Annotated in this window: 20 protein-coding genes; 9 read left to right on the top strand and 11 right to left on the bottom strand. The window is 37.0% G+C overall.

The features are described from left to right. Positions 1–9 precede the first annotated feature (9 nt). On the top strand, positions 10–1,290 hold the full coding sequence (locus AC5YGI_RS18465; RefSeq protein ID WP_330746699.1) for a helix-turn-helix transcriptional regulator: 1,281 nt from the start codon (positions 10–12) through the stop codon (positions 1,288–1,290). Positions 1,291–1,355: 65 nt separating this feature from the next. Here AC5YGI_RS18465 and AC5YGI_RS18460 read toward each other — a convergent pair whose 3' ends face one another. Both AC5YGI_RS18460 and AC5YGI_RS18455 read right to left on the bottom strand, forming a co-directional pair. Then, complete coding sequence (locus tag AC5YGI_RS18460; RefSeq protein WP_330746697.1) at positions 1,356–1,793, bottom strand: hypothetical protein; 438 nt, start codon at positions 1,791–1,793, stop codon at positions 1,356–1,358. Between the two features lie 50 nt (positions 1,794–1,843). After that, positions 1,844–4,666 carry a T9SS type B sorting domain-containing protein gene (locus AC5YGI_RS18455; RefSeq protein ID WP_496169195.1) on the bottom strand — a complete coding sequence of 941 codons (2,823 nt, stop codon included), beginning with the start codon at positions 4,664–4,666 and terminating at the stop codon, positions 1,844–1,846. 627 nt (positions 4,667–5,293) lie between these two features. Between AC5YGI_RS18455 and AC5YGI_RS18450 the strand changes: the two genes are divergently transcribed. Beyond that, a complete protein-coding gene (locus AC5YGI_RS18450; RefSeq protein ID WP_496169193.1) occupies positions 5,294–5,743 on the top strand; it encodes a response regulator transcription factor in 450 nt (149 codons plus the stop codon). A gap of 171 nt (positions 5,744–5,914) precedes the next feature. Here the strand turns inward: AC5YGI_RS18450 and AC5YGI_RS18445 are convergent, their stop codons facing one another. After that, a complete protein-coding gene (locus AC5YGI_RS18445; protein ID WP_330746694.1) occupies positions 5,915–6,274 on the bottom strand; it encodes a prevent-host-death protein in 360 nt (119 codons plus the stop codon). Between the two features lie 253 nt (positions 6,275–6,527). On the opposite strand from AC5YGI_RS18445, the gene gnd reads away from it, so the two are divergent. The 5 genes from gnd (at position 6,528) to AC5YGI_RS18420 (ending at position 12,795) form a co-directional block, all read left to right on the top strand. Continuing rightward, a complete protein-coding gene (gnd, locus tag AC5YGI_RS18440) occupies positions 6,528–7,946 on the top strand; it encodes an NADP-dependent phosphogluconate dehydrogenase (RefSeq protein WP_496169191.1) in 1,419 nt (472 codons plus the stop codon). An 11-nt stretch (positions 7,947–7,957) separates the two neighbouring features. Continuing rightward, positions 7,958–9,439: a glucose-6-phosphate dehydrogenase gene (gene zwf / locus AC5YGI_RS18435; protein WP_330746692.1), complete on the top strand. Its 1,482-nt coding sequence runs from the start codon at positions 7,958–7,960 to the stop codon at positions 9,437–9,439. A 25-nt stretch (positions 9,440–9,464) separates the two neighbouring features. After that, entirely contained in the window at positions 9,465–10,175 is a 711-nt protein-coding gene (pgl, locus tag AC5YGI_RS18430) for a 6-phosphogluconolactonase (RefSeq protein ID WP_496169190.1), read from the top strand. Positions 10,176–10,837: 662 nt separating this feature from the next. Continuing rightward, positions 10,838–11,467: a TetR/AcrR family transcriptional regulator gene (locus AC5YGI_RS18425; RefSeq protein ID WP_496169188.1), complete on the top strand. Its 630-nt coding sequence runs from the start codon at positions 10,838–10,840 to the stop codon at positions 11,465–11,467. A 689-nt stretch (positions 11,468–12,156) separates the two neighbouring features. Then, the gene (locus AC5YGI_RS18420) at positions 12,157–12,795 is read left to right on the top strand and encodes a TetR/AcrR family transcriptional regulator (protein WP_330746690.1); all 639 of its coding nucleotides are present in this window, start codon (positions 12,157–12,159) and stop codon (positions 12,793–12,795) included. A gap of 66 nt (positions 12,796–12,861) precedes the next feature. Here the strand turns inward: AC5YGI_RS18420 and AC5YGI_RS18415 are convergent, their stop codons facing one another. The 6 genes from AC5YGI_RS18415 to AC5YGI_RS18390 all read right to left on the bottom strand — a co-directional run bounded on the left by AC5YGI_RS18415 (position 12,862) and on the right by AC5YGI_RS18390 (position 20,011). Then, positions 12,862–14,388: a peroxidase, FMP-type gene (locus tag AC5YGI_RS18415; protein ID WP_496169187.1), complete on the bottom strand. Its 1,527-nt coding sequence runs from the start codon at positions 14,386–14,388 to the stop codon at positions 12,862–12,864. A gap of 18 nt (positions 14,389–14,406) precedes the next feature. Beyond that, positions 14,407–15,861, bottom strand: coding sequence for a ferritin-like domain-containing protein (locus AC5YGI_RS18410; RefSeq protein ID WP_496169186.1), 1,455 nt, complete (start codon positions 15,859–15,861; stop codon positions 14,407–14,409). Between the two features lie 4 nt (positions 15,862–15,865). Then, a complete protein-coding gene (locus tag AC5YGI_RS18405; RefSeq protein WP_330746687.1) occupies positions 15,866–17,941 on the bottom strand; it encodes a GMC oxidoreductase in 2,076 nt (691 codons plus the stop codon). Next, positions 17,938–18,384: a hypothetical protein gene (locus AC5YGI_RS18400; RefSeq protein ID WP_110011158.1), complete on the bottom strand. Its 447-nt coding sequence runs from the start codon at positions 18,382–18,384 to the stop codon at positions 17,938–17,940. Before AC5YGI_RS18400 ends, AC5YGI_RS18405 begins: the two co-directional genes overlap by 4 nt. A 444-nt stretch (positions 18,385–18,828) precedes the next feature. Next, entirely contained in the window at positions 18,829–19,254 is a 426-nt protein-coding gene (locus tag AC5YGI_RS18395) for a RidA family protein (protein WP_330746686.1), read from the bottom strand. Between the two features lie 154 nt (positions 19,255–19,408). Beyond that, positions 19,409–20,011, bottom strand: coding sequence for an FMN-dependent NADH-azoreductase (locus AC5YGI_RS18390; RefSeq protein ID WP_330746685.1), 603 nt, complete (start codon positions 20,009–20,011; stop codon positions 19,409–19,411). 118 nt (positions 20,012–20,129) lie between these two features. Here AC5YGI_RS18390 and AC5YGI_RS18385 point away from each other — a divergent pair, with 118 nt between their 5' ends. Together AC5YGI_RS18385 and AC5YGI_RS18380 are read left to right on the top strand one after the other, a co-directional pair. Further along, a complete protein-coding gene (locus AC5YGI_RS18385; protein ID WP_110011155.1) occupies positions 20,130–20,486 on the top strand; it encodes a winged helix-turn-helix transcriptional regulator in 357 nt (118 codons plus the stop codon). Positions 20,487–20,595: 109 nt separating this feature from the next. Then, complete coding sequence (locus AC5YGI_RS18380; RefSeq protein WP_330746683.1) at positions 20,596–21,192, top strand: Crp/Fnr family transcriptional regulator; 597 nt, start codon at positions 20,596–20,598, stop codon at positions 21,190–21,192. Positions 21,193–21,207: 15 nt separating this feature from the next. On the opposite strand, the gene AC5YGI_RS18375 is transcribed toward AC5YGI_RS18380, so the two are convergent. Then, a complete protein-coding gene (locus tag AC5YGI_RS18375) occupies positions 21,208–22,050 on the bottom strand; it encodes a universal stress protein (RefSeq protein ID WP_330746682.1) in 843 nt (280 codons plus the stop codon). Further along, positions 22,047–22,523 carry a MarR family winged helix-turn-helix transcriptional regulator gene (locus AC5YGI_RS18370; protein ID WP_330746681.1) on the bottom strand — a complete coding sequence of 159 codons (477 nt, stop codon included), beginning with the start codon at positions 22,521–22,523 and terminating at the stop codon, positions 22,047–22,049. Before AC5YGI_RS18370 ends, AC5YGI_RS18375 begins: the two co-directional genes overlap by 4 nt. Positions 22,524–22,598 lie beyond the last annotated feature (75 nt).

Raw genomic sequence — 22,598 nt, 5'->3', positions numbered from 1 at the left:
ATTTGCCGGATGAATTCCTACCAGGACTGCATCGCATTAGGATATCTTAAGATTGCCAATATTTACAACAAAAATAATGATGTTAAAAAAGCATTCTACTATATAGGGAAAGTAGAGAATGAAAACTTAATTAATGAAGAAACAGATTTTGAAATTGTTTTATATCTCAATCTTTTAAAATCTTTACTTTATTATAATTTGGGAGAACGGGTTACTGCGCTACGGCAGATGGATGAAATTTATGAGAAGACTTTGGAGCAGCATAATGCTTACTATACCTATCTGATCAATTGGCAGTACGCGGGGTTTTATAATGAAATGGGCGATACCGAAAAGGCATTAAAGAAGATTAAAATTGCCTATCAATACTCCAAAATATACAGAGAAAATAAAAATAATCAATACAAAATGCATAAAACCAAATTAGCCTGGAGTTATAAAACAACAGCATATTTGGCGGCAGTGTATGTTGATCTGGGTAAGCTTGATTCTGCAAAGATCTATGTACAGGAATCATTGGGAGATTTAAAAAAAACAAGTGATAAAGGCGTTTTGTACTTTACTTTGTTTAACGCTGCAAAATATTACAGAACAATAAAAGACTTTGAAAATGCACAGCAATACCTATGGATCTGTAAAAAAATTGCGAACAATCACTTTAAGAATGTGCCTCATCAAAAACCTGTAGCCAATGAGTTGAAAAACCTCTATGAGGAAATAAATGAAAAAGACAGCGCTGCTTTTTATGCAGATATGTTACTGGATATTCAAACTGCTGGGGAGCATCAAAGCTATGATTTAAAAGATTTTATTGATAAAAGAGATGAGCTTGAAGGCAAAAAGGAGAAGGAATTTACAGAAAGATTGATATGGCTGTTATCGGGAACCATTGTAATAGGTGTTTTTTTCATCTTCCTTTTCTGGTTTTACTATAAAAAATATAAAAGCAGAAACCTGGATACACTTGATGTTCCTCATCAACCACCGGTACAGGAATGTATTTTTAAAGAAGTTATACAACTTGCTAAAGAAAATAATGCTGAATTCTTAACCCGTTTCAATGAATACTGCCCCCGTTTTTCTGAAGAGCTTCTGAAGGTTTCGCCTTTAAAAATTTCAGAAGTAAGATTCTGTGCCTACATTTATCTTAATTTCTCTACCAAGGAAATTGCCGGGTATACTCATACTTCAGTAAGAACTGTGCAGACCAAGAAATACAATTTGCGAAAAAAACTGGATATTCCCGTTGATATGGATATCTATGTTTGGTTTTCTAAATTATTAAAATAAAAAAGAGACTATTTCATTTCGAAATAGTCCCCGTAGTAAATTAATTCCCGATTAAAAACCAGTGGTTAATTTCTTATGGTGGAAATATGGATGCATTGCAATCCATTACAATCTTTAAGTTCAATGTTGGTGATCATTTCACTGTAGATCCGGGTAGAGGTATCATTAAATTGATATCCTTCTATAAACACTGGTCTGTCTTTAGGAAGATCGCTCTGCTCATTAAGCATTTCCAGCGATAAACTATCAGGATAACCTTCATTTTTTTTAAACGTGATCTCTATTAAACCGTTGTCAGCCAGATAGTCAAACTTTTTTAAATGAGAAGGCAGACTGGCCTTGGTTTTAAAAACGTTTAATTTTTCAATACTGCTTTTGTAAAGGTTAAACATGCTGCTGGTTCCAACGGCATCATTGTAAACCGCAAATTGTATGTTACTGTTTTTCTGGCCCAACAGTAATAATGAATTAATAATGAAGAGTATGTACAATAACTTTTTCATAATAAAAATAGAAATTTAAATGTTGGATATTTTACCATGGAAGGCTGGTGTTAGTTCCTGTTTTTTACTACAATCCATCCTGTATACTTTATTGGGGTTTGTTTTGTGTTGTTCTCATTCCAGCCCATTTCAAACCAGTAAGTTCCTGTAGGTTCTTTTTTACCATCCATGGTTCCGTCCCATTTGAATCCGTTTAATTTACTTCCTGTATGAATTCTGCTTCCATATCTGTCGTAGATACCGAATGTGAAATTACTTTTATTTGCCAAAGCAGAATAATCAAGTACGTCATTGATTCCATCACCGTTAGGGGTGATGATGTTTATTAAATTAGGAACCGTAATTTCTACCTGTACAGGAACACAGTTATATGAATCCCTTACATAGAAAGTATGGCTTCCGCGGGATATATTGGTAAATATGTTTTCACTCTGCCAGTTGATATTGTCCATCGAATATTGATAAGGCGCTGTACCTGCAATTACATTTAAGGTAACCGTATTATTGTTAATGTTAATATCTGAAATAACAGGGTTTTCAGAAGCATAAACCTTCACTGTTTGCCTGGTAGTACATTCTCTGGTTTTCAGATCTACCCAGTAGACCCCAACCCCTGCATTTTTGATGGACTGTGTTGTCGCTCCAGTACTCCATTCATAAGAGGTATAGCCTGGTCCTGCATCTAATATGGTTGTACTTTCCATACAGATAATTTTATCCTTTAATGCTTCTGAATAGCTGGGAGGAATAACCGTGAGAGTTACTTTTGCAATTTTATAACATCCGCTGGCATTGCTTACCTTAATGTAAACCAAACCGTTAGGAGCAATGTAGTTGGTGGGAGTCAGAATTTCGTTTGTCCCATTATGCGCATCAGTAGGAGATGGATAGTATTGCTTAGTAATTCCCGGTTGTACATTAACTCCTGCCGTTGTTAAATCAAATAACCCAAACAACGGATTGGATGGCTGGAAACATGATCTTAAAGCTGCATCTTTTACAATGGGGCTTTCAGAAACAGTAAGGGTTACAGTTACCCGTTCACAATCTGTAAATTCCGGATCATTCCCACAAAATTTATAAACAATGGTATCAGTACCCAGAAAACCGAAATTGGGAACATAATTAATTACTCCTGCTGCATCAATGGTAGCAGTACCGTTTGTTGGAGAAGTAATAATCGTTACTGTACTCGGAACGTAAGTTTGGGTGGAATTGGTAAATTCCGGTACCATCGTAAGATTTCCTTCGCAAACAGTAATCGCTTTTGTAGATTCCTGAAGACATGTGTATACTTTATAGACAGGGGTGGTTGCCGGTGGACAAGTGCTTACTGAAATTTTCACGGTGTAATTTCCCGCAGCCACTGGAGTATAAGTATTGGTATTGGCTCCGTTAATAGGATTTCCGTTGAGAAACCATTGGTAGGTATCATAGCTGTCATTTACTTCCAATACAATACCCGGAATACAGTCTCCGGTCTTTTTTGAAATCAGTGGGATGGAAGAGAAACCTGCAAAATAACCCCCGTATCCTGATGTGCTGTAACCACCATTAATACCTGCTGTTACAGCTTTATCAGAAACTACAGTTATATTTCCAGTGATGGATGGGATAGCATATGTTACCCAGCTGCTATTTCCTGTCAATGGGAAAGGTCCTTGTGCGGCAGTGGGAGTAATGCCGTTTACCGTGACATTGGCTCCGGTTTCCGTTAAAATATTCAGTTTTACAACAGTGCCGGTTGGGACAGTGCTTGTTACCCCTGGTCCTGTTGGCATTTCATTGATTTTCCCGATTTCATCAATTTTTCGGGGTAAAAAGCAGTTCAATGGCGGGATATAGTTGAATCCAACCGTTGCACTGCTGTTATTTACAGAGACCAACTGATATAAATAGACATTTTTTGAAGTCGTAATAAACATATTGAAATGTCCGGAATTTCCCTGCTGCACATAGTTACTTCCTGAAACTCTGTAAAATTCCCCACTGTTGATGGTCGCAACAGGAGTGTTGGAACCGTTAATAAATATTTGTGTATTGTTTTCTGTTCCTACAATGATACCACCTTCAAGATCCGGATCGGTAGATCTTGTTCTTACTATGGCAAAGGTGCTACCAAGCCTATCCGTAGGTACAGCCTGATCAAGAACCGCATCAGATCCCATGCTGGTGTTGTTTCCAAAATTTCCATTGATATTTCCGTTGGTAAGGGTAATCGGTTTATCAGAAACAATTTTAGCTCCAATAAAAGCTGATATATTTTGACCTCCTATTCCAGGACCTCCGGCAAAAATAAAGGATTGTCCTTTGTTGAGAGTGATTGTTTGCGAATGGGTGGCAGGTGTTCCTCCAAAGAAAGTTACATTTCCATTCCAAGTAGTGGTGATAACGGTATTATTCTCTGTTGCCAATATGCCTGCTGAGAAGTTAAATATGTTAAGTGATGAAGTAGTAGGAGTTGCGGCTACAAAAAATTCTTTGCCTATACCGGCTTTTCCTTTACTTGTTATAATTTCAGCGTGTACAGTACCGCTTACCATTCTTAATGAACAGTAAAATGGCTTGCTTCCATGTACATATAAACCTTTATTGATAGTAGTGAATGCATTTGAAGCAACATTAGCTGCTATAATACTAGCCGGCACCACAAAGGTCTGAGGAGACCCTTTACTGATGGTGACATTACCTATTGGGACATTATTGTTGTTAATTGTAACAACAAAAGGAGTTGCAGAATCGGTAGAAAGATAGAGTGCCTGCGTATAATTTACAGACCCGTAATAAGGTGCAAACCAATGATCTGTATCTCTTTGTGCTAAAAGAGGAGGACTCAATAGAAGGAACAATAAACAAAATATAATACTTTTCATGCATCGTTAAATTTTCGTTCTAAAAATTACGAATTCTTTTTTTAAAAACGATTATGATTTTATTATTAATTTTTTATTAATTGTTATATTTCAATATACCATTTCTATTAAAAAGTAATCATTGGATTGTCTGAAAAAATAAGAAAATACTGAAAAAGAGGGAATCTTTTCAGAAACGTATGAATGCCGTTTGATACCTTAGATACAAGATCGCGCACCTAATGGCTTGTTAATGGTCTGATTATAACTGGCAAAATTTATTTCATTTTTATATTTTTTCTTAGAGCATTTTCCATTTTATTGTTTGGATAAAAATAATTTAATAAAAATATAAACTGACTATACTTTTGTATAGTTTTAAATCAAAGCTTGATGAATTAATTTGAAGGGAACCTCTGTTCAAACACTATCAGTAAAGAGAGTACTTGATTTTTATTTTAATTCTTTTTTTAATATTCAATCTAATGCCTGTTTTTGTGTGTATATTGTGTTTAAAAATTTCACTTAATGTTGAAAATCCAATAAAAGCAGGTGTTTTTTGTCTTTTAAGTAATTTTCTACAATAGGTTTAAGTCTGAATATAATTATACTAAGAAAAGTAAATACTTACGGACTCAAATTTTTTGAATGCCTGTCACCCGAAGAAAAAAAATACACACTATTACCTATGATTTCCATCTTAAGTATACCAACAGTGTAGATGTGCTTGTTAACCATAGGATCACCCCTATAGAACTGGATGATCATGGTGAAATTTCCAAAATAGTCTGTGTGGTGTCTTATTCCCTGAACAGGAATGCAGGAAATATCAGGATTATATCCAATACTTCAGAAACCTACTGGAAATATAATCTCTTTACCGGAAAATGGACAGAAGAATGCAAAATAACCTTAAAGATAAGGGAAATCGAGATCATACGGCTGTATCTCCAGGGATTAAAAATAGAAGAAATCGCAGAACAACTGTTTGTGTCGCCCAGTACAATAAAGTTTCACAGAAGCAAATTGTTTGAAAGAATTGGAGTGAAAAATATAATTGAAGCAATATCCTACGTAATAACGGATAATTTGATTTAAACTTTACTTTTTAAAACATTTTCCAGTCCGGAAGTACCGAGAAACAAAATGTACTTCTCTTTATAATCTTATTTTTCAAGGCTTTGAAAAACAGTTGTTTCTATGTCCTTACTAAACTAACGTACGAGAATTTTCCCTCCGCAAAATTCAGAGGGAAAATACCCGGCCAGCTTAGTTAAGCTGATAATTTGTGATCACTAAACTCAGGATGAAATGAACATAATTCTGTTCTACCTCTTTTCTGTTAATCAGTTTGTTTTTGTATTCATAAGAATTCAGGTCGCGTGATAATTTCTGATACGTTTCAAAATCATCACCCTTTATCTTTACTCTTATATTACCATCTTTTCTGTTAATAAGTACATTATCCAGAGTTCTTACTTTAAATAAAACTTCGCATAACGTAGGGCGAGCCTTCATGGAACCGATATATCTTTCAACTATATTAATCTTGAACGAATCAAATATGATGTTATTAAAAACGATTTTAGAATTAGGCTCCTGAGTGTTGAGTTCAAGTTTATAGTTCATTACTTTATAAATTTTGGCAAATATAAGTTTAATTATGCCAAAAAACAGACTGTTTTAATAGATCATTACCATATTAATGATTGAATTTTATTCTATAAACACAAAATCATATGAAAATGTGAATATTAGAGGCTTATAAATGAGGACGTAACAAAAGTGTAACAAACATTTTCTTTCCTTTTATTTTTTTCATTATAGGCATTTCCGTAATTTTATTCTCTGTATAACAAAAATTCATATTAATACCAATATAATGGAAAGATATAGTTATGGGATGGTTGGCCTTGGAGTAATGGGGCGGAATCTGCTTTATAATATCGCTGACAACGGGTTTTCAATCGCAGGATTCGACCTTGATCAGGAGAAAGTTAAAGAATTAGAAGGCGGAGCTGCTTCAGAAATGAAGGTGAAAGGTACAGGATCTTTAGAAGAGTTTGTATCCGCATTGGAAGTTCCAAGAAAAATTATTCTTATGGTTCCTGCAGGAAAACCTGTAGATGCTGTGCTGGAAAATATTACCCCGCTTTTAAGCGAAGGCGATATCGTGATTGATGCAGGAAATTCTTATTTCGAAGATACCAACAGACGTGTTGCTGACCTGGCATCTAAAAAACTGCATTTTATGGGAATGGGAGTGTCAGGAGGTGAAAAAGGGGCCAGAACAGGTCCAAGTATAATGCCTGGAGGGGATCTGGAAGCATTCAAACTTCTGAAACCGATGCTGGAAGCCATTGCAGCCAAAGTAGACAACGAAGCGTGTACAGCATATATGGGAAAAGGATCTGCCGGAAACTATGTGAAAATGGTACACAACGGTATTGAATATGCCATAATGCAGCTGATCAGTGAAGCTTATGATCTCCTTAAAAGAGGAGCAGGTTTAAATAATGAACAGCTTTATCAGGTTTTCAAAGAATGGAATAACGGCGAAATGAACTCGTTCCTTATTGAAATTACCAGAGATATTTTCACACAAAAAGATTCATTAACAGATGGCTATCTTGTAGATCAGATTTTAGATAAAGCAGGAGCGAAAGGAACAGGAAAATGGACTTCAGAACAGGCCATGGAAATCGGAGTTTCTATTCCTACCATTGATATTGCGGTAACTTCAAGAATTTTATCTGCTTATAAAAACGAGAGAGTTCAGGCTTCAAAAATATATGCCGATAACGAAATTGTAAAACCTGAAAATACAGAATTATTCATTAAGGAGGTTGGCGATGCTCTTTTCCTTTCTACCTTAATCAGCTATGCACAAGGTTTATCCTTACTGGTAAAAGCATCTGAAGAATACGGCTTTGAAATTCCATTGAAAGATGTTGTGAAAATCTGGAGAGGAGGATGTATTATCCGTTCAGTTTTGCTGGAAAAATTCTATTCCGCTTATACCCAAAACCCTAACCTTTCTAATATTCTGCTTGATAAAGAAATTTCAGAACTGGTAAAATCAAAAATCAAAGGTTTAAGAAAAACAGCTGGATATGCCGCTACCAACGGAATTTCAAGCCTGGGAATTCAGACAGCTTTAGGATATTTTGATGCATATACTACAGAATCTCTTCCCGTGAATCTTATCCAGGCTCAGCGTGATTATTTCGGAGCTCATACTTATCAGCGTATTGACAGAGAAGGAGTTTTTCATACTTCCTGGCAGAGTGCAAACAACTAAAATTCGGAAAAATGAATCAAAATAAAGTCTTGCAGCCAACAACTATTGTTATTTTTGGTGCTACAGGCGATCTGGCAAAAAGAAAACTTTTTCCGGCATTTTACAACTTATATATCGATGGCAGAATGCCCAAAGGCTTCAATATTGTAGCATTGGGAAGAGCTGAAAATACCAACGAAAATTTCAGAAATTATATCAAAGAAAACCTTGAAAGTTTCTCAAGAAAAAAAGTGACTTCCGAAGACTGGGCAGGTTTTCAGGCTCATATTACTTACTTTCAGCATCAGCTGGATGAAGAAAGTTCTTACGAAAATCTGCAGCAGAAACTGCAGGATTTCGATACCGTTTACGGAATGAGAGCAAACAGACTGTTTTATTTATCCATCGGGCCCAACTTTATTTCTACAATATCCAATCATATCAAAACGACTTTACTAGCTTCTGATCCGAAAAAAGACCGTATCATTATCGAGAAGCCTTTTGGTCACAATAAACAATCTGCTGTTGAATTGAACAGCCTTTTGGCTAAAACATTTGAAGAAGAGCAGATCTACCGTATCGACCACTATCTGGGAAAAGAAACGGTGCAGAATATACTGGCTTTCAGATTTGGAAATTCTATTTTTGAACCTTTATGGGACCATAAATATATAGAATCTGTACAGATTACGGTAGCGGAAGAAGTTGGAGTAGAGACTAGAGGAGCATTCTACGAACAGACAGGTGCGTTAAGAGATATGATTCAGAATCACCTGTTGCAGATTCTGTGTATGGTGGCTATGGAACCACCGGCTTCATTGCAGTCAGGTGAAATCAGAGACCGGAAAGTTGACGTTCTGAAATCAATTCGGAGAATATCTTCCGATCAGGTTGATCATTATGCGGTAAGAGGCCAGTATGGAAAAGGAACCATCAACGGAGTGGAAGTGAAAGGCTACCGCCAGGAAGATGGAATTGCTTCGGATTCCAATACAGAGACTTTTGCAGCGATTAAATTTTATCTGGATAACGAAAGATGGCAGGATGTCCCTTTCTATGTCCGTACCGGAAAGAAAATGAAAGAAAAGCATTCTTACATTACCATTCAGTTTAAGCCGCTTCCTCACTCAACGTTCTCAGACAGCCCACATCTTTTATCTGCCAACAGGTTGATCATTAATATTCAGCCCATGATGGATATCAGATTACAGTTCATGACCAAAAAACCAGGGCTGACACTGGATCTGAAACCTGCAGAAATGATTTTCGATAATTTTGCCTGTAAAGAAGATACTCCGGAAGCGTATGAAACCTTGTTACAGGATGCTCTTTTAGGAGATCTTACCTTATTTATGCGTTCCGATCAGGTGGAAGAGGCATGGGATGTAGTGACTACCATACAGGAAGCATGGGAAAATAACAAAGATTTATCTTTCCCAAATTATAAAGCAGGAAGCTGGGGTCCGGAAGATGTTAATGCTTTGGTGGAAAGACAAGGGCACAGCTGGGTATAAACAAAATAAAATGTAAACAGAAAAAATGAATATCACAGTATTTGACGATCTGGAAAAACTGTATACAAAGGCAGCAGATGCATTTGTTGATCTTTCAAAAAAATCTATTCAGAAAAATGGCCGTTTTGTGGTGGCATTAAGTGGAGGCTCTTCCCCTAAAGCTATTTTCAAATTATTGGCAACACCGGAATATAAAGAAAAGATAGAGTGGAATAAAGTCTACTTTTTTTGGGTAGATGAAAGATGGGTTCCTTTAAGCGATGATAAGAGCAACTTCCGGATGACAGATGAGGCACTTCTCAGTAAGGTTCCGGTTGACCAAAGCCATATCTTTCCTATGTATGCCGAAGGAATAACTCCTGAAGATTATGCAAAAGCTTATGAACAGCAGATAAGAACTGTTCTTGGTGATGAAGGTGTTTTTGATTTTATCCTGTTAGGAATGGGAGATGACGGCCATACAGCCTCATTATTTCCAGGCGAAGATGTTTTAAATGAAAAAGAAAAATGGGTATCTGCTTATTATCTTAAGCCTCAGGAAATGTTCAGAATTACATTGACTGCACCCATCATTAATAATGCTGAAAATATCTTGGTTATTGCATTCGGGGAATCTAAAAAGCATGCACTGAATGAAGTATTGAATGGTGAATATAATCCTTCGTTATATCCAATGCAGCTTATTGAGAAGAAGAATGGATTTCAGTTTTTTACAGATGAGAAAGCAAAAGGCTAATACAACTTCAATTTAAAAATAAGAGACTGTCCTTGGGCAGTCTCTCTTCATATCAACTATTCTAATACCGGATTCCCGGTATATACAATTTTCCGTAGGTTCAACTAAATTAAAGTTCTAAATGAAAAACAGCACCATTAGAGAACTCATGATGCTGCTGCATTTAATGTTTTTACCTTAGTTGCTTTTATTCGAAACTTTTAATTTTCAACTCAATGAGTGTTTCTATGTAAAAATGGTTATTAGTTTGAAGCAAATATACAAAATAAGACACTTGTAAGTGTCTAATATGAAAAAAAATATAAAAAAAATGATCAACAGTCTGGTAATGTGAAGAAAACCCTTTATTAAAGGGGCTTGTATGATATTATGAAATTTGAAAAATTAAGCCTTAACTGATCAAAAACTAAAAAAATACCCTTATTAATCAAAAACAGCATCATGTATAATGATGCTGTGGTAATGTTTTACCTCAGTAATGGAATAGTAAAATATGTATACTGAGGGAACTAACGGTGCAATCTAATCACTCTCAATCTCACAACTCTGATTGTCTGTTTATATAAAATGGTTATTAGTTAATGCAAATATATACATTTAGACACTAAAAAGTGTCTAAAATGAAAAAAAATTCATAAACTTGTACGATTGAAAAGTGTACCATGGAAAGAAAGTCAGCGGCAGGAAATATCCGGAACAAGGAACGCAGTAAAAAAAAATTTTTGGATGCAGTTGGAAAAATACTGAGAACAAAAGGATATACTGCCTTGAAAGTGAATAGTATTGCTGCTGCAGCCGGGGTCGATAAGAAAATGATCTATTCTTATTTTGGAGGAATAGATGGTCTGATAGATGAGTATATAGAGTCACAGGATTACTGGAGTAAAATAATGATTGAGGAAATAAAACCCCAGGTGGACGATAGAGGAAGATCCTTTATGGAAAACACATTTTTCTCTCAATTTGATTATATTCACAGCAACAAAGAGGCACAAAAACTATTGCTTTGGCGGTTATCAGAATCCCGTAAATCTTTAAAAAAGTTCACCGAAACTCAGGGAAAAAACGGAGAATATATTTTTAAGCTTTTAACGGATTTCCACTTTAAGAATAATGCTGAAAATGTTCGTGCCATCATGGCGATCATGACTTCAGGATTATACTACCTGAATATGTATGCTGAAATCAATGGGAGTATTTTCTGCGGAATAGATATAAGCACAACCAAAGGACGGGATGAAATAAAAAAAGCTGTTTCTTTTCTGCTGCATAATACGTGCAAAAACCTGTAGAACCTTTTGGAATTTGAACTTATAAAAAAACAAACCATTAGAAATCTAATGGTCTGTATGTAAGTTGTGTTTCTACCTTAGTTGTTTCGTATCCGAAATTCTCATAAAGTGAGGGAACTAAAATAATACAATCTGAATTGTCTTATTTTCAACCTAAAAAGTGTTTTAAAATATGTAGATGGTTTTAGTTTGTACAAATATATAAAATAAGACACTGCTAAGTGTGTAAAATCGTAATATTTTTCATTGTTTTATTTAATTTATTGAAAATCAGTATGTTATTTTTTAGTATTGATGTAGAAATTTCTCTTTATCGATGCTTTTGATTAAGCTAAGTCTATGAAATAGTTTAAAATAGTGTTTTTAATAACAAAGAAGGGTTGATCAAGGATATCTGTAGAAAATAATTATTTAATATCAAGCCATTATTTGCTATGTAAAAAACAGCATCACTGTAAAAAATGATGCTGCTGTTGTTTTACCTCAGTCATTTTGTTCGAAATATTTTAAACTGAGGGAACTAACGATACAATCTGAATAGTTTTAATTCTCAATTTCAATAGTGTTTTGTATATTGAATGGTTATAGTTTGTACAAATATATACAAACAGATTGTTTTAGACACTAATTAGTGTCTAAAATAAAAAAAAATTTCTTAAACTTGTATCTTGTATATTGAATGTTTAGTCATGGAAAGAAAGTCAGCATCAGGTAGTATTAGGAATAAGGAACGCAGCAAAAAAAAGTTTCTGGACGCCGTTGGAAAAATACTGAAAACGAAGGGACATGCAGGGTTGAAGATTAATGATATCGCTGCGACTGCCGGGGTAGATAAGAAAATGATCTATACCTATTTTGGCGGAATGGATGGCCTCATGGACGAATATGTTCGTACACAGGATTTCTGGGTAAAAGTAACCAGCGAGGAAGTGGAAAAGATGAAACCGAATCTTGAAGATGGAGGCAGAGAATTTATCGAGCATATGCTGCTTTCCCAGTTTGATTACGTATACGCCAATAAAGAAGCTCAAAAACTATTGTTGTGGACTATTTCTGAACCCCGCAAATCATTAAAGAAACTGATTGACACTCAGGAGGAAAACGGAGAATATATCTTCAAATTATTGATGGAGTCGCGTTTCAAAGATAAAATGGATACTTACCGTTCTATTATGGCCATCATGGTTTCAGGATTGTATTACCTGAATATGTTTTCGTCTCTGAACGGAAGTATTTTCTGTGGTATAGATACCAATACGCCTGAAGGACGGGAAAAAATCAAAAAGGCAATATCTTTCATGGTACAACAAACCCACGATAATCTTTAATCTAATTTAAAGAACATAGAAAAGGGACAAACTATTGCCCCTTTTCTATATGATACTTATGGTAGTCTATCCTTTATGATAAGGACAGCCAGAAGCTGCACCGGCATTTACTCCGGTATTAAAGAACTGCTCTTCAATTACCTTTCTCTGATCCTCAGGAATATCCTGTATCTTTCGAAGGGTATTTACCTGGATATGAGGCCAGCTCGTGGTACCTCCGTCATTCCCGAAATCAAATTCAAAAAATACAATCTGCTCATACTGCAGCTGAAGAATCTCTTTTCCATCTTCAATCACCGTTTCGATCCACATGTCCATATCTACCTCAACAGTTGGAACGAAACGATTGACAAACGGAACATTCAACACGCCTCCCTGTGCTCCTGTTTTCATTTTTGAAGACATTCTCACATGAACATGATTGCTGACTTTCTGGCCTCTTAACGTATCCCTGAGCCTCAGGTCAGGCCGTACAGAGTAAGGATATAAATTGTCTGCAAGAATTCTCTGGGTATAGATCTTATTGGAGCCGGGATCATTATCATCATTAAGTTTTTCATGAACCCACGCCGGTGCCGGTTGGTCAAGATCAATAATTTCTTCCGGAGTTACTCCGGCATTTCCCATAGTCCGTGAAATGGAAAGATGATTGGTTTCCCAAGCCTCTTTACCGTAAGGGAACTGAGGTGAACCTTCAATTAAATAGTACGTTGTCTTATCTTTATTCTGAGGAATGATATCTCCAAGCAAAGTAATGGTGCTTCCATGCGGAATAACACCGCTTCGGGAGATAGAGTAGTCCGGGATAAAATAAGGACCATCAAGCCCTGCTCCCGGCTTTATTTCCTGTGCCGGAATGATTTCATAATAAGGCTGTCCCGGTTGCAGCTGGCTTTGAAGAATGTATTGAGGGTTGGGTTCTCCGTCCGGTGTTATCCTTAGCAAAGGCTCGTCTCTGTATTCGCCGGTATATCCGTACTTTGCGTCTTCTGCTAAAACGGCATGAATACCGCGGTCTCTTTCAATAGATTCTTTCGTTGCTGCATGGTTATAGACATCACTCAGCCATAGGTACATTCCGTTTTCTTCGTGGATTGGGGTATATTTCAGCGCATCCTGTCCCGGTATTGTATTAACACTTTTAATGCTTTGTTCGTACTTAACTGCTCCGCAGAAAAGCTCACTCGCTCCGCCACGGTTACGTACTCCGCCGGGAACGATGGAAAATGTTAATTTCTCAATATATTCTTCACTGGTAAAAGCGAACTTTCCGGGTATCGTCCCCGGATTGGTTCCGGGAGAAGGCATGATGGTTGTATGTACTCCGCTTGCTAACGAAGGGTTGGTAACATCTTTATTATAATTGACATTATAGCTTACCCATGTGCCATCCAGGGCAGCCAGAACTCCATAATCCACATTATTCTCAATAGCCTGCAGGTTGTCTTCCCTGAATGGTCTTACCGGATCATCAATAAGAAGTTTAGAATATCCGTCCATTAATTCAGCCAGATTAACTTCACTTTGTCCCGGCATTCTGCGGAACAGCTGTTCTTTTCCGGCTTCCAGGCTTTCTTTTTTTCTTTTAAGCATGATATATCGTTTTTATGGTTATAGGTCGATGTATTCGAATGTTGGCCCCGCATTGGTCTGAGCATCCAACGGTTGTTTCATCAGATTTACAGCCTGTTCTTTCAGAGCGTACATATACATAATGGATTTTTCCAGTTCTCTCTGATTTCCTTCCACAGCGCTTTGTATAGCATCTAACAAACGTTTGTAGGTTTTATTAAATTCCACGCCCTGAGCATGTAATTCTTTGTTTTTGATGTAATCTTCCAGCTTAGGGTTAGGTTTCATAGGATAAGCCTCGTTCCAGTCTACCGGAAGATCTTTTCCTGTAGGCGGAGTGGTTACAGGCATCATTCCATTTTCATCCATGAAAGGCTCGTAGTTTCCTCCCAGATAGAAATGCTCATGGAAAACTTCTTTAAACCTGAAATAATGAGCCAGTTCAACCCCTTCTTCAAACTGGGACGGATCTACATCGAAAATAGAATCATCTGCACCTTCACCTTGCCCTTTGATTTCCTGGAAAACAGCAATTACTCCGTCCAAAGCCTCTACAGAATGAAGTTTCCCGCCGCTTCCGTAATATTGCTCAGGGCGGATCTGTTTTGACGGATTTCCTGTGAAAATTCCTCCGGTATTTAATTCCTCAAAGTTTGTCGGAAGTGTCCCATGTGCTTTATAGTAAGCAATGATTTGGAAAACAACGATATAAAAGAATAATACGTCATAATATTCACCAATGGTGTGTACATTTTCCATGATGAAACCTTTCATGTTTTCAAGAGTCCAGAGGTGTTTTTCCTGTACGGCAGCTCTTTGAGAGTATAGTTCAGAAATCTCCGCTTCATCATCATATTTCGGAGCTTTTACCACAGATGCACTGGGACTTTCAATGGCAATAAACGTGGCAATACTGTTGCTTGAGAATGTTTCCAACCCTACATAGAAATCAACGTTCATCGGTAATTTCATAGGATAAACAGGGTAGTTCTCCTTTTTGTTGACTGAAGGCTGAATATCGATGGCATTCAATACGTTACAAACCATAATCAGGTGAAGCATTTCCTCTACAGCCACACTTCTGATAATTTGTGAAGCCAGAGCATTGGTTCCGTCTTTGATCGAGTACAATGCTGTAAGATAGGGTGGAATTGTAGAATGTTCAATAAGAATGGCAGTTTGCAGAAGGTCCTGCAAAACCGGTTTGTAATCAACTTCTGTTACCTCTCTTTTCATTTCTGAAACTCCTGAACCGAACTGAGATTCCAGATAGGCATTGAAGTCACCAATCTGATCATTCAGTAAAAGATTAGTTACTGTTTTACTGTGATTCTTTAATCCCTCTATCCAGTCTTCTTTGCTTAATGTTGAATCAAATAATAAAGAAGGTAATGAAATAGCTTCTGTAACCGCGGCACTTCTGGAAGCCATCCTGCCTGCTGTTAATAATGTTTCCTGTGGTTGAACTGTTTTATTGATAAGTCTTTGTCTCATGTTGTTATTTTTTAAGTTGAATTTCAAGGTCAGCAAGGATGGATTCTACCGAACGGATTGTGAATGCTGATAATGTTAAAGTAGGATTTGATGTTCCCAGTGTGGTCATATTTCCCGCACCTACAACGTATAAATTCGGATGATCCCAGGTTTTGCAGTAGCTGTTGGTTACGGATTCTTCAGCTTTAGAACCCATTCTGTGAGTTCCCACGATGTGCCCTGCACCATTGTAAGAATATCTTTTACCATTGTATATCACAGAGTTTTTGTCTTTCTCAGTATATTTTGTAGAATCCGTAATGTTTAATCTTTTAAACATTTGATCCGAAGCATCTTTTGCCTGTTCCATAGCTTTCATTTCGTACTCTGTCAGTTCATAATGAATAACAGGGCGTGGAATTCCGAGAACATCCAGATACTCATCATTAATGGTTACTCTGTTATTGGGATTCGGGAGCTGTTCAATTTCAAAATGAAATAATACCTGCTTTGAAAGTCTGTCGGTGAGCTTTTCTCTTAATTCTGACCCAAACTTTTTATCTTCGATAAATTCTGCCACATCAGAACCCGGAGAAAATGCCGGCCAGCCCCAGCCCCAATTGTCAAGCGGAGAAATCCATGCTGAGAAGTTCTTTCTGAACTCTCCGTCACGGAAAGAAGAAATATTTGTCGTAGAACCTGGACCTCTGTACGGATATACCGGTTCAGGGAAAAGTCCCCAGGTAAGCATTACCATATGATCCATCAGGTTTCTCCCCACCTGATCACTGCTGTTGGCTGCTGTTTTTACACCATCTGGAGTTGTATATTTGGAATTCAACAGAATTTTGGGATTTTCAAAAGCATTGGCTGCCAGAATGACGATGGCATCAGAAGTATCAATAGATTCTTCAACAAAATCGGTTTTTTCTTTTGATATATATTTTCTCAGATGGACTTTTGAAATTTTATGACTATCATTCTGATCAATGCTTAGCCTGTAAACAACACTCTGCGCCTGAATCTGCATGAATGGATTACGGCTCAGGTTATCATTATCATTTATTTTATATAAAGCCTTTTTCAATGTTTTTAACGCATTGTACTTCGCCTGAACAGGACAGATCGGAACACACGAAGCATTCCCTTCACAGCGTTCTCCCATATAAGGATTCCACACGGAACCAAGAGCTTTGTATTCTTCTTTTTCAGAGCTGTCTAAAACCAGTTTATAACCGGAATCCTTTGACTCTGCTTTAATGATCTTCGTTTTTCCGTATTTTGGATTTGGAATGGAATTCCTTCCCTGTGGAGAAGGCACCATCATTAAAGGAATCTCTCCTGAACTCAGCTTTACACTTGTCCCTTTAAGTCCCTCAATAATCTTATGATCCATGTAACTCTGGGGAATTTCTTCCATCGGAAATACATAGTTTCCATAATATTCTTCCGTCTTCTCTGTAATTGGATATTCCTGTCTTGAAACATCCCCGGAAACCCCGATTTCAAACTCAGCCATCTCATAATAAGGTCTTAATTCTTCATAGCTTATCGGCCAGTCGACAGGAGCTTTTTCCTCAGAATCCGGCTTTGGAATCTTGATGCCGTATTTTTCGGTAAGTTTAAAATCGTTGGGAAGCATTCTTGGTGTAGTTCCCAGCCAGTGAAGAGTAGTTCCGCCGCCTACCCGTATCGCATCACTTGCGAATGGCATCGGCCCGAACTGAACGAGATACCCTTTTTTATCCGGATACGGCTGAACAATATGTTCCATATCCAGAACGTTGGGAGAAGGAGCCTGCTTTAAGTTCGGATAAGGAGAGTTGGGTACTTTGGCTTCCTCTCTGTAAAAAGTACGGATATATTCATTATAAGTGGTCATTGAGGACACGGAATCCAGCTCAATACCAGCTTCCAGGCCAGCTTCATACATTAGGATTGATATTTCCCTGATGTTATCGGATTTTCCGGCATCTGCACGATGGACCATTTTTCCTTTGGTTGTGTCAAATACGTGGTCGGATAATAGCTTTGCGATTAATGACCCTGCGATCCCTGTTCCTACAATGATCACATCTTTTTTGTTATGGGTTGGATTCATGAGTGGGTGTTTACAGGTTTAATATTCCAAGATTTGTAGCCCGGCTGTTTGGCTCCCGGCGGGTGTGAATGCATCAGATTCCAGACAAGACCTTCCTTGTAAGACAGATCATTGATATACGCTCCTTCCCAGGTTCCCAGATACCACATGGTGATTACTTTTCCTGAAATGTCATTCATTCCCGGATGGGCAATAATTTCAGATTGAATAGCCTTTTTTAATTCCTCTTCACCGGAAGAATTTTCAAGGATATTTTTAGAAACCGTAAGGAATTCTACGAAAGTGGCTGCTTCCAGGCTTTTTAAAACATAAGTGTAATAGGTTTCTGCAAGCCCTGTTGACTGCAGTTCGTTTACCGTAAACCCGGTAAGCGCTTCCGAGATAGACATGAACACGTCGAAATAATAATCGTCGACGTTGAGAATTTTGTTAATAATATTCATTTCGTAAAAAATTTGGATTCAATATCTTCAACTCCTTTTAACAGGAGGCTATCAAGCTGATTGATCTACAGCTGCCGGATATTTCAGATAACACCTCTTTTTCAGAAATGATTGACTGTATTTCAAGCGATCCATAGTATCAGTTTTTGTTTATTCGAAATTAATCACATCCCGGCAGATAAGATTCAGTATTTCTACGTAATTTGAATTAACAGTGTTTTAATTTTTTGTAACAAATCCTTTATTTGAAGTGTTTATAGGAGATTTTATTTTCACATAGTTTAGAATTATTTTAAATAATGTGGTATCTGTTATCGAAATATATCGGATAAAACAGTGACGATTGCCTGGGATAGATAAAAATACTGCCTGAATTGAATATTCAGGCAGTATTTAAATAAATAAGGTCGAAGGGAAGAATTATAATACCATTATCAGATATTTCTAGGTGGCCAGCTGTTTTACAGCAATTGCATCGATCTCAAACATCATTCCCGGCAAAGCCAGCTGGCTTACAGGAATAAGCGTACTCGTAGGCAGGAACGAAGATTTCCAGACTTTTCTGGCTTCCTCTGCCCATATTTCAAGTTTTTCCTGGTTGTGATCTACAATAAGTAAGGTGATTTTAACTATATTTTCAAATGTCATTGAATGGCTCTGTAAAACAATCTGTAAATTTTTCAAAGCATCCTGAACCTGAGTTTTAAAGTCATCTGCCAGCACATGATTTCCCCCCACGCCGCCGCTCTGTCCGGATATAAAACACATCGTTGATGGAGATTTCACAGCAATACTGTGAGAGAAGCCGTAAGGGCTGGGATCAAATAATTCAACAGGATTGATCAGTTTAGGCTGTTTATTTTTTTCCATAATCTTTTATTTAATAAAGTAAAAATGAGCGAAAAAAATTGAAAAAAACTTTACATATGTTGAGGGAAATATTTTTAATTCTTTACATACTTTCATCAATAATAAAATTCTGATGCAAAAAAAATACTGTTCAAAGGAACAGTATTTTTAGTCTTTACTCTACAACAATACTTTCAATCCCTTTTTGCAGGGCTGTATCCTGGATCACCGGAACAGAAAGTCCTTCTGCTCGGACAACGGAAATATCCGTCATCCCCATAAATCCAAGCGTTTTTTCCAGGTAAGGAACTACAAAGTCGTAAGCCTGTCTTTCCCCTTCAGAATAGACTCCGCCACTTGAAAAGGCAAGGTATACTTTTTTATTTTTTACCAGGCCTTCAGGACCGTTTTCGCTATAGCTGAATGTCTTTCCTGCTCTGGCAATATGATCAAGCCAGGATTTTAATGTAGAAGTGATACTGAAGTTGTAAAGGGGAGCTTCAATAATGATAATGTCAGCCTCCTGTAATTCATCAATTACCGTGTCTGAAAGTTTTACGATTTCCTGCTGTTCAGCAGTGCGGTTTTCAGCTGGAGTAAAAAATGCATTGATATGTGCTTCTTCCAGATGAGGAAAAAGTGGATTGGTCAGATCACGCTTTTTAAAAACACTGTCAGGATACTTTGCTGCAATTTTTTCTACAACAGCATTACCCAGTTTTTTACTGATTGATGATTCGCTTCTCGGGCTTGAAATGATATGAAGTACACGTTTCATTTTTTTTATTTTTTTTAAAATTGATGTTTCAAAATTATCTATATTTACTAATAAAAAGATAGTAGTTACCAAAAGGTTAGTAATAACATTTAGGTTAGTAATCAGTAAAAATAAAAGAATGGAAGAGGAGAAAATAGTGTATTCAAGACCGCAATGCAGTACTCATCTGGCTGCTACTGAGGATGCTTTATATGTTTTGGGTGGGCGGTGGACCATCAGAGTAATGATTGCCATTTTAGGCGGACATACCCGCTTCAATGAGTTACAGCGGACTATCAATGGAATTTCGGCAAGAGTCTTATCCAGCGAATTGAAAAAGCTGGAGGTGAATCACCTGGTGGAAAGAACTGTGATTACGGATCAGAAGCCGGTGCTGGTAGAATATGTTCCCACAGAGTATAGTGAATCCCTGAAAGATGTGATTGCTGCTTTGGCAGATTGGGGTTCCAAACACAAGAAGAAAATTACAACTTAATAAGATATAAGAAAAGCAGTGTAGAAAAGGATTACCGTTTCTGTGGTATTTAATAAGTTGCAACATTGCTTATTCTTTAAGTATTTTTACTCAAATTAATAATGGTAAGATGATCATAGATGAAGAATTATTATTTTCCCTCGGAGCCAGTCTGGAAAATTATGAAGCGGGAGATACTATTTTTCAGGAAGGCGCCGCAGCAAAATATTATTTTCAGATCAGAGAGGGTACTGTGAAAGTCAATACATTTCTGGAAGACGGAAAAGAGTTTGTTCATGGGCTTCCCTTTGACGGGCATTGTATAGGTGAAAGCTATTTATTTACCAATCACCATTATGCTGTAAATGCCATTGCGGTAACCAGCTGTGAGATTATCAGGCTTTCCAAAACAAGATTCCTGGAATTCCTGGTGGAAAACCCTTTATTAATGCTTGAAATAAATAAGTATACCGCAGACAGACTTCATTTCAGATATATGATTTCAAGCTTTCTGGCAATTTCAGATCCTATTGTAAAGCTCACGAAGCTTTTCGATCACCTTAAAAGATATTTCGGTTTTGAAGAACCTTATTCATTTCTGATTCCTTATACCAGACAGCAAATAGCAACCTTAAGCGGCCTTCGGGTAGAGACGGTGATCCGCTATGTTAAGAAAATGGAAGAGCTGAACATGGTTAAAATTGAAAATGCTAAGATTTATTATTAGCTTTCAGTTTTCTTGTTATTTTAAAATTAAAACGGGCTGAGAGGTGTTCTGATAAATTCCTTCGGAAATACTTCTGCTTGCCAGATAATACAAAAAGCTGTGCTTACCGGGTAGCGCTATAATAAGGTCTGCCTGATCTGATACAGCAAAGTTCAGGATACCTTTAATAATATTTTCATCATGAGAATAATGAATACTGCTCGGAATTTCCGTTAAATGCTCACGAATGTAGTCCTCCAGTTCTCTTTTTTGCGTTTCGTTCTCTTTTTCACTGGTGTTGATATTGAGAAATGAAAGACGGACATCTTGTTTATGAATAACAGATTTGTGGTGAAACAGTCTTTCTAGCCTTTTAATACCTCTAATATCACAAGGAATAAATATATTCTTAATAGGTGAATAATGGTAGCTGCTGGGAACAATTAATGTTTTCACAGGACTTGTTCTGGCAATACTTATAATATTCTCAGAAACAAAACTATCGGTAGAAGAAGTCTGGTCATCACTTCCCAGAATAATCAGTTCTACAGACGGCTGGTTTTTTAAAAGTTCATTAATACTTCTGGTAAGAGTCCAATCACTTAAAACACTGGAAACTTTAACTTCAGGTGACTTTTCCGTGATAATACTGCTTAGCTGATCGAATAGCAATTCTGTCCTTTGCAGCAGGTTATTGATACTTTCTTCATTGACAAATGAATGTCCTTCTGCAATATGCAGATAATCAAATTCTGATTCTCCTGCAGTTTTTAACAGGATAATATTTTGATATTCGTAGGTTTTTGCCCAGTCTGCGGCAACTCTTACTGCATTTTCCGTAGTTGATGTAAAATCAACAGGTACAAGAATTGTTCTCATATTGTATCATGTTTTAATGCTGATTCCTCCAGGTTGGCTGTCATTTTTTTTACCAATAGCAGTGCTTTGCTGATCTCTTTCTCATCAATACCGTCAGCTGCTTTTTTATAAAGATCCAATGCCCATGGATAAACGGTTTCTACAATCTGTTTACCTTTCGGAGTTAAAAAGATCTGTTTATTTCTCCTGTCTTTTTTATCAGCTATCCGTTCAACAAGATCCTTTTTCACAAGGCTGTTGATGAGATAGGTGATACTTGACTTGTCTTTGCTTACTTTATTTCCAATTTCCTGCTGGTTGATGCCGTTATTTCGTGAAAGCAATCCCAGGATTTCAATCAGCTCAAAAGACAAATCGGGATCATATTCATTAACAATGGTCTGAATTTTCTGCCGAAGACGGCTTTTCATTTCACTCATTGCCAGGCCAAGTTCCAGAGCAAGTTCCGATATGTTATTCTGTTTTGCGGGCATAATTTTATAATAATATGGAAGGCTACAGCGCCTGTCAAGAGGGTTTTTAGCATGTCTTAACCTAACAAATATACG

Source organism: Chryseobacterium sp. CS3K3.1 (assembly GCF_059515165.1).
Note: the sequence above shows the minus strand (reverse complement) of the source record. Positions and strands in the feature narration are given on the sequence as shown.

What these genes read in the sequence shown, in the direction of transcription:
- gnd (WP_496169191.1), top strand. Translation starts at nt 6,528, where the DNA reads ATGGAAAGATATAGTTATGGGATGGTTGGCCTTGGAGTAATGGGGCGG.
- AC5YGI_RS18460 (WP_330746697.1), bottom strand. Translation starts at nt 1,793, where the DNA reads ATGAAAAAGTTATTGTACATACTCTTCATTATTAATTCATTATTACTG.
- AC5YGI_RS18455 (WP_496169195.1), bottom strand. Translation starts at nt 4,666, where the DNA reads ATGAAAAGTATTATATTTTGTTTATTGTTCCTTCTATTGAGTCCTCCT.
- pgl (WP_496169190.1), top strand. Translation starts at nt 9,465, where the DNA reads ATGAATATCACAGTATTTGACGATCTGGAAAAACTGTATACAAAGGCA.
- AC5YGI_RS18405 (WP_330746687.1), bottom strand. Translation starts at nt 17,941, where the DNA reads ATGAATCCAACCCATAACAAAAAAGATGTGATCATTGTAGGAACAGGG.
- AC5YGI_RS18450 (WP_496169193.1), top strand. Translation starts at nt 5,294, where the DNA reads ATGCCTGTCACCCGAAGAAAAAAAATACACACTATTACCTATGATTTC.
- AC5YGI_RS18375 (WP_330746682.1), bottom strand. Translation starts at nt 22,050, where the DNA reads ATGAGAACAATTCTTGTACCTGTTGATTTTACATCAACTACGGAAAAT.
- AC5YGI_RS18420 (WP_330746690.1), top strand. Translation starts at nt 12,157, where the DNA reads ATGGAAAGAAAGTCAGCATCAGGTAGTATTAGGAATAAGGAACGCAGC.
- AC5YGI_RS18385 (WP_110011155.1), top strand. Translation starts at nt 20,130, where the DNA reads ATGGAAGAGGAGAAAATAGTGTATTCAAGACCGCAATGCAGTACTCAT.
- AC5YGI_RS18415 (WP_496169187.1), bottom strand. Translation starts at nt 14,388, where the DNA reads ATGCTTAAAAGAAAAAAAGAAAGCCTGGAAGCCGGAAAAGAACAGCTG.
- AC5YGI_RS18390 (WP_330746685.1), bottom strand. Translation starts at nt 20,011, where the DNA reads ATGAAACGTGTACTTCATATCATTTCAAGCCCGAGAAGCGAATCATCA.
- AC5YGI_RS18400 (WP_110011158.1), bottom strand. Translation starts at nt 18,384, where the DNA reads ATGAATATTATTAACAAAATTCTCAACGTCGACGATTATTATTTCGAC.
- zwf (WP_330746692.1), top strand. Translation starts at nt 7,958, where the DNA reads ATGAATCAAAATAAAGTCTTGCAGCCAACAACTATTGTTATTTTTGGT.
- AC5YGI_RS18425 (WP_496169188.1), top strand. Translation starts at nt 10,838, where the DNA reads ATGGAAAGAAAGTCAGCGGCAGGAAATATCCGGAACAAGGAACGCAGT.
- AC5YGI_RS18380 (WP_330746683.1), top strand. Translation starts at nt 20,596, where the DNA reads ATGATCATAGATGAAGAATTATTATTTTCCCTCGGAGCCAGTCTGGAA.
- AC5YGI_RS18370 (WP_330746681.1), bottom strand. Translation starts at nt 22,523, where the DNA reads ATGCCCGCAAAACAGAATAACATATCGGAACTTGCTCTGGAACTTGGC.
- AC5YGI_RS18465 (WP_330746699.1), top strand. Translation starts at nt 10, where the DNA reads ATGAATTCCTACCAGGACTGCATCGCATTAGGATATCTTAAGATTGCC.
- AC5YGI_RS18395 (WP_330746686.1), bottom strand. Translation starts at nt 19,254, where the DNA reads ATGGAAAAAAATAAACAGCCTAAACTGATCAATCCTGTTGAATTATTT.
- AC5YGI_RS18445 (WP_330746694.1), bottom strand. Translation starts at nt 6,274, where the DNA reads ATGAACTATAAACTTGAACTCAACACTCAGGAGCCTAATTCTAAAATC.
- AC5YGI_RS18410 (WP_496169186.1), bottom strand. Translation starts at nt 15,861, where the DNA reads ATGAGACAAAGACTTATCAATAAAACAGTTCAACCACAGGAAACATTA.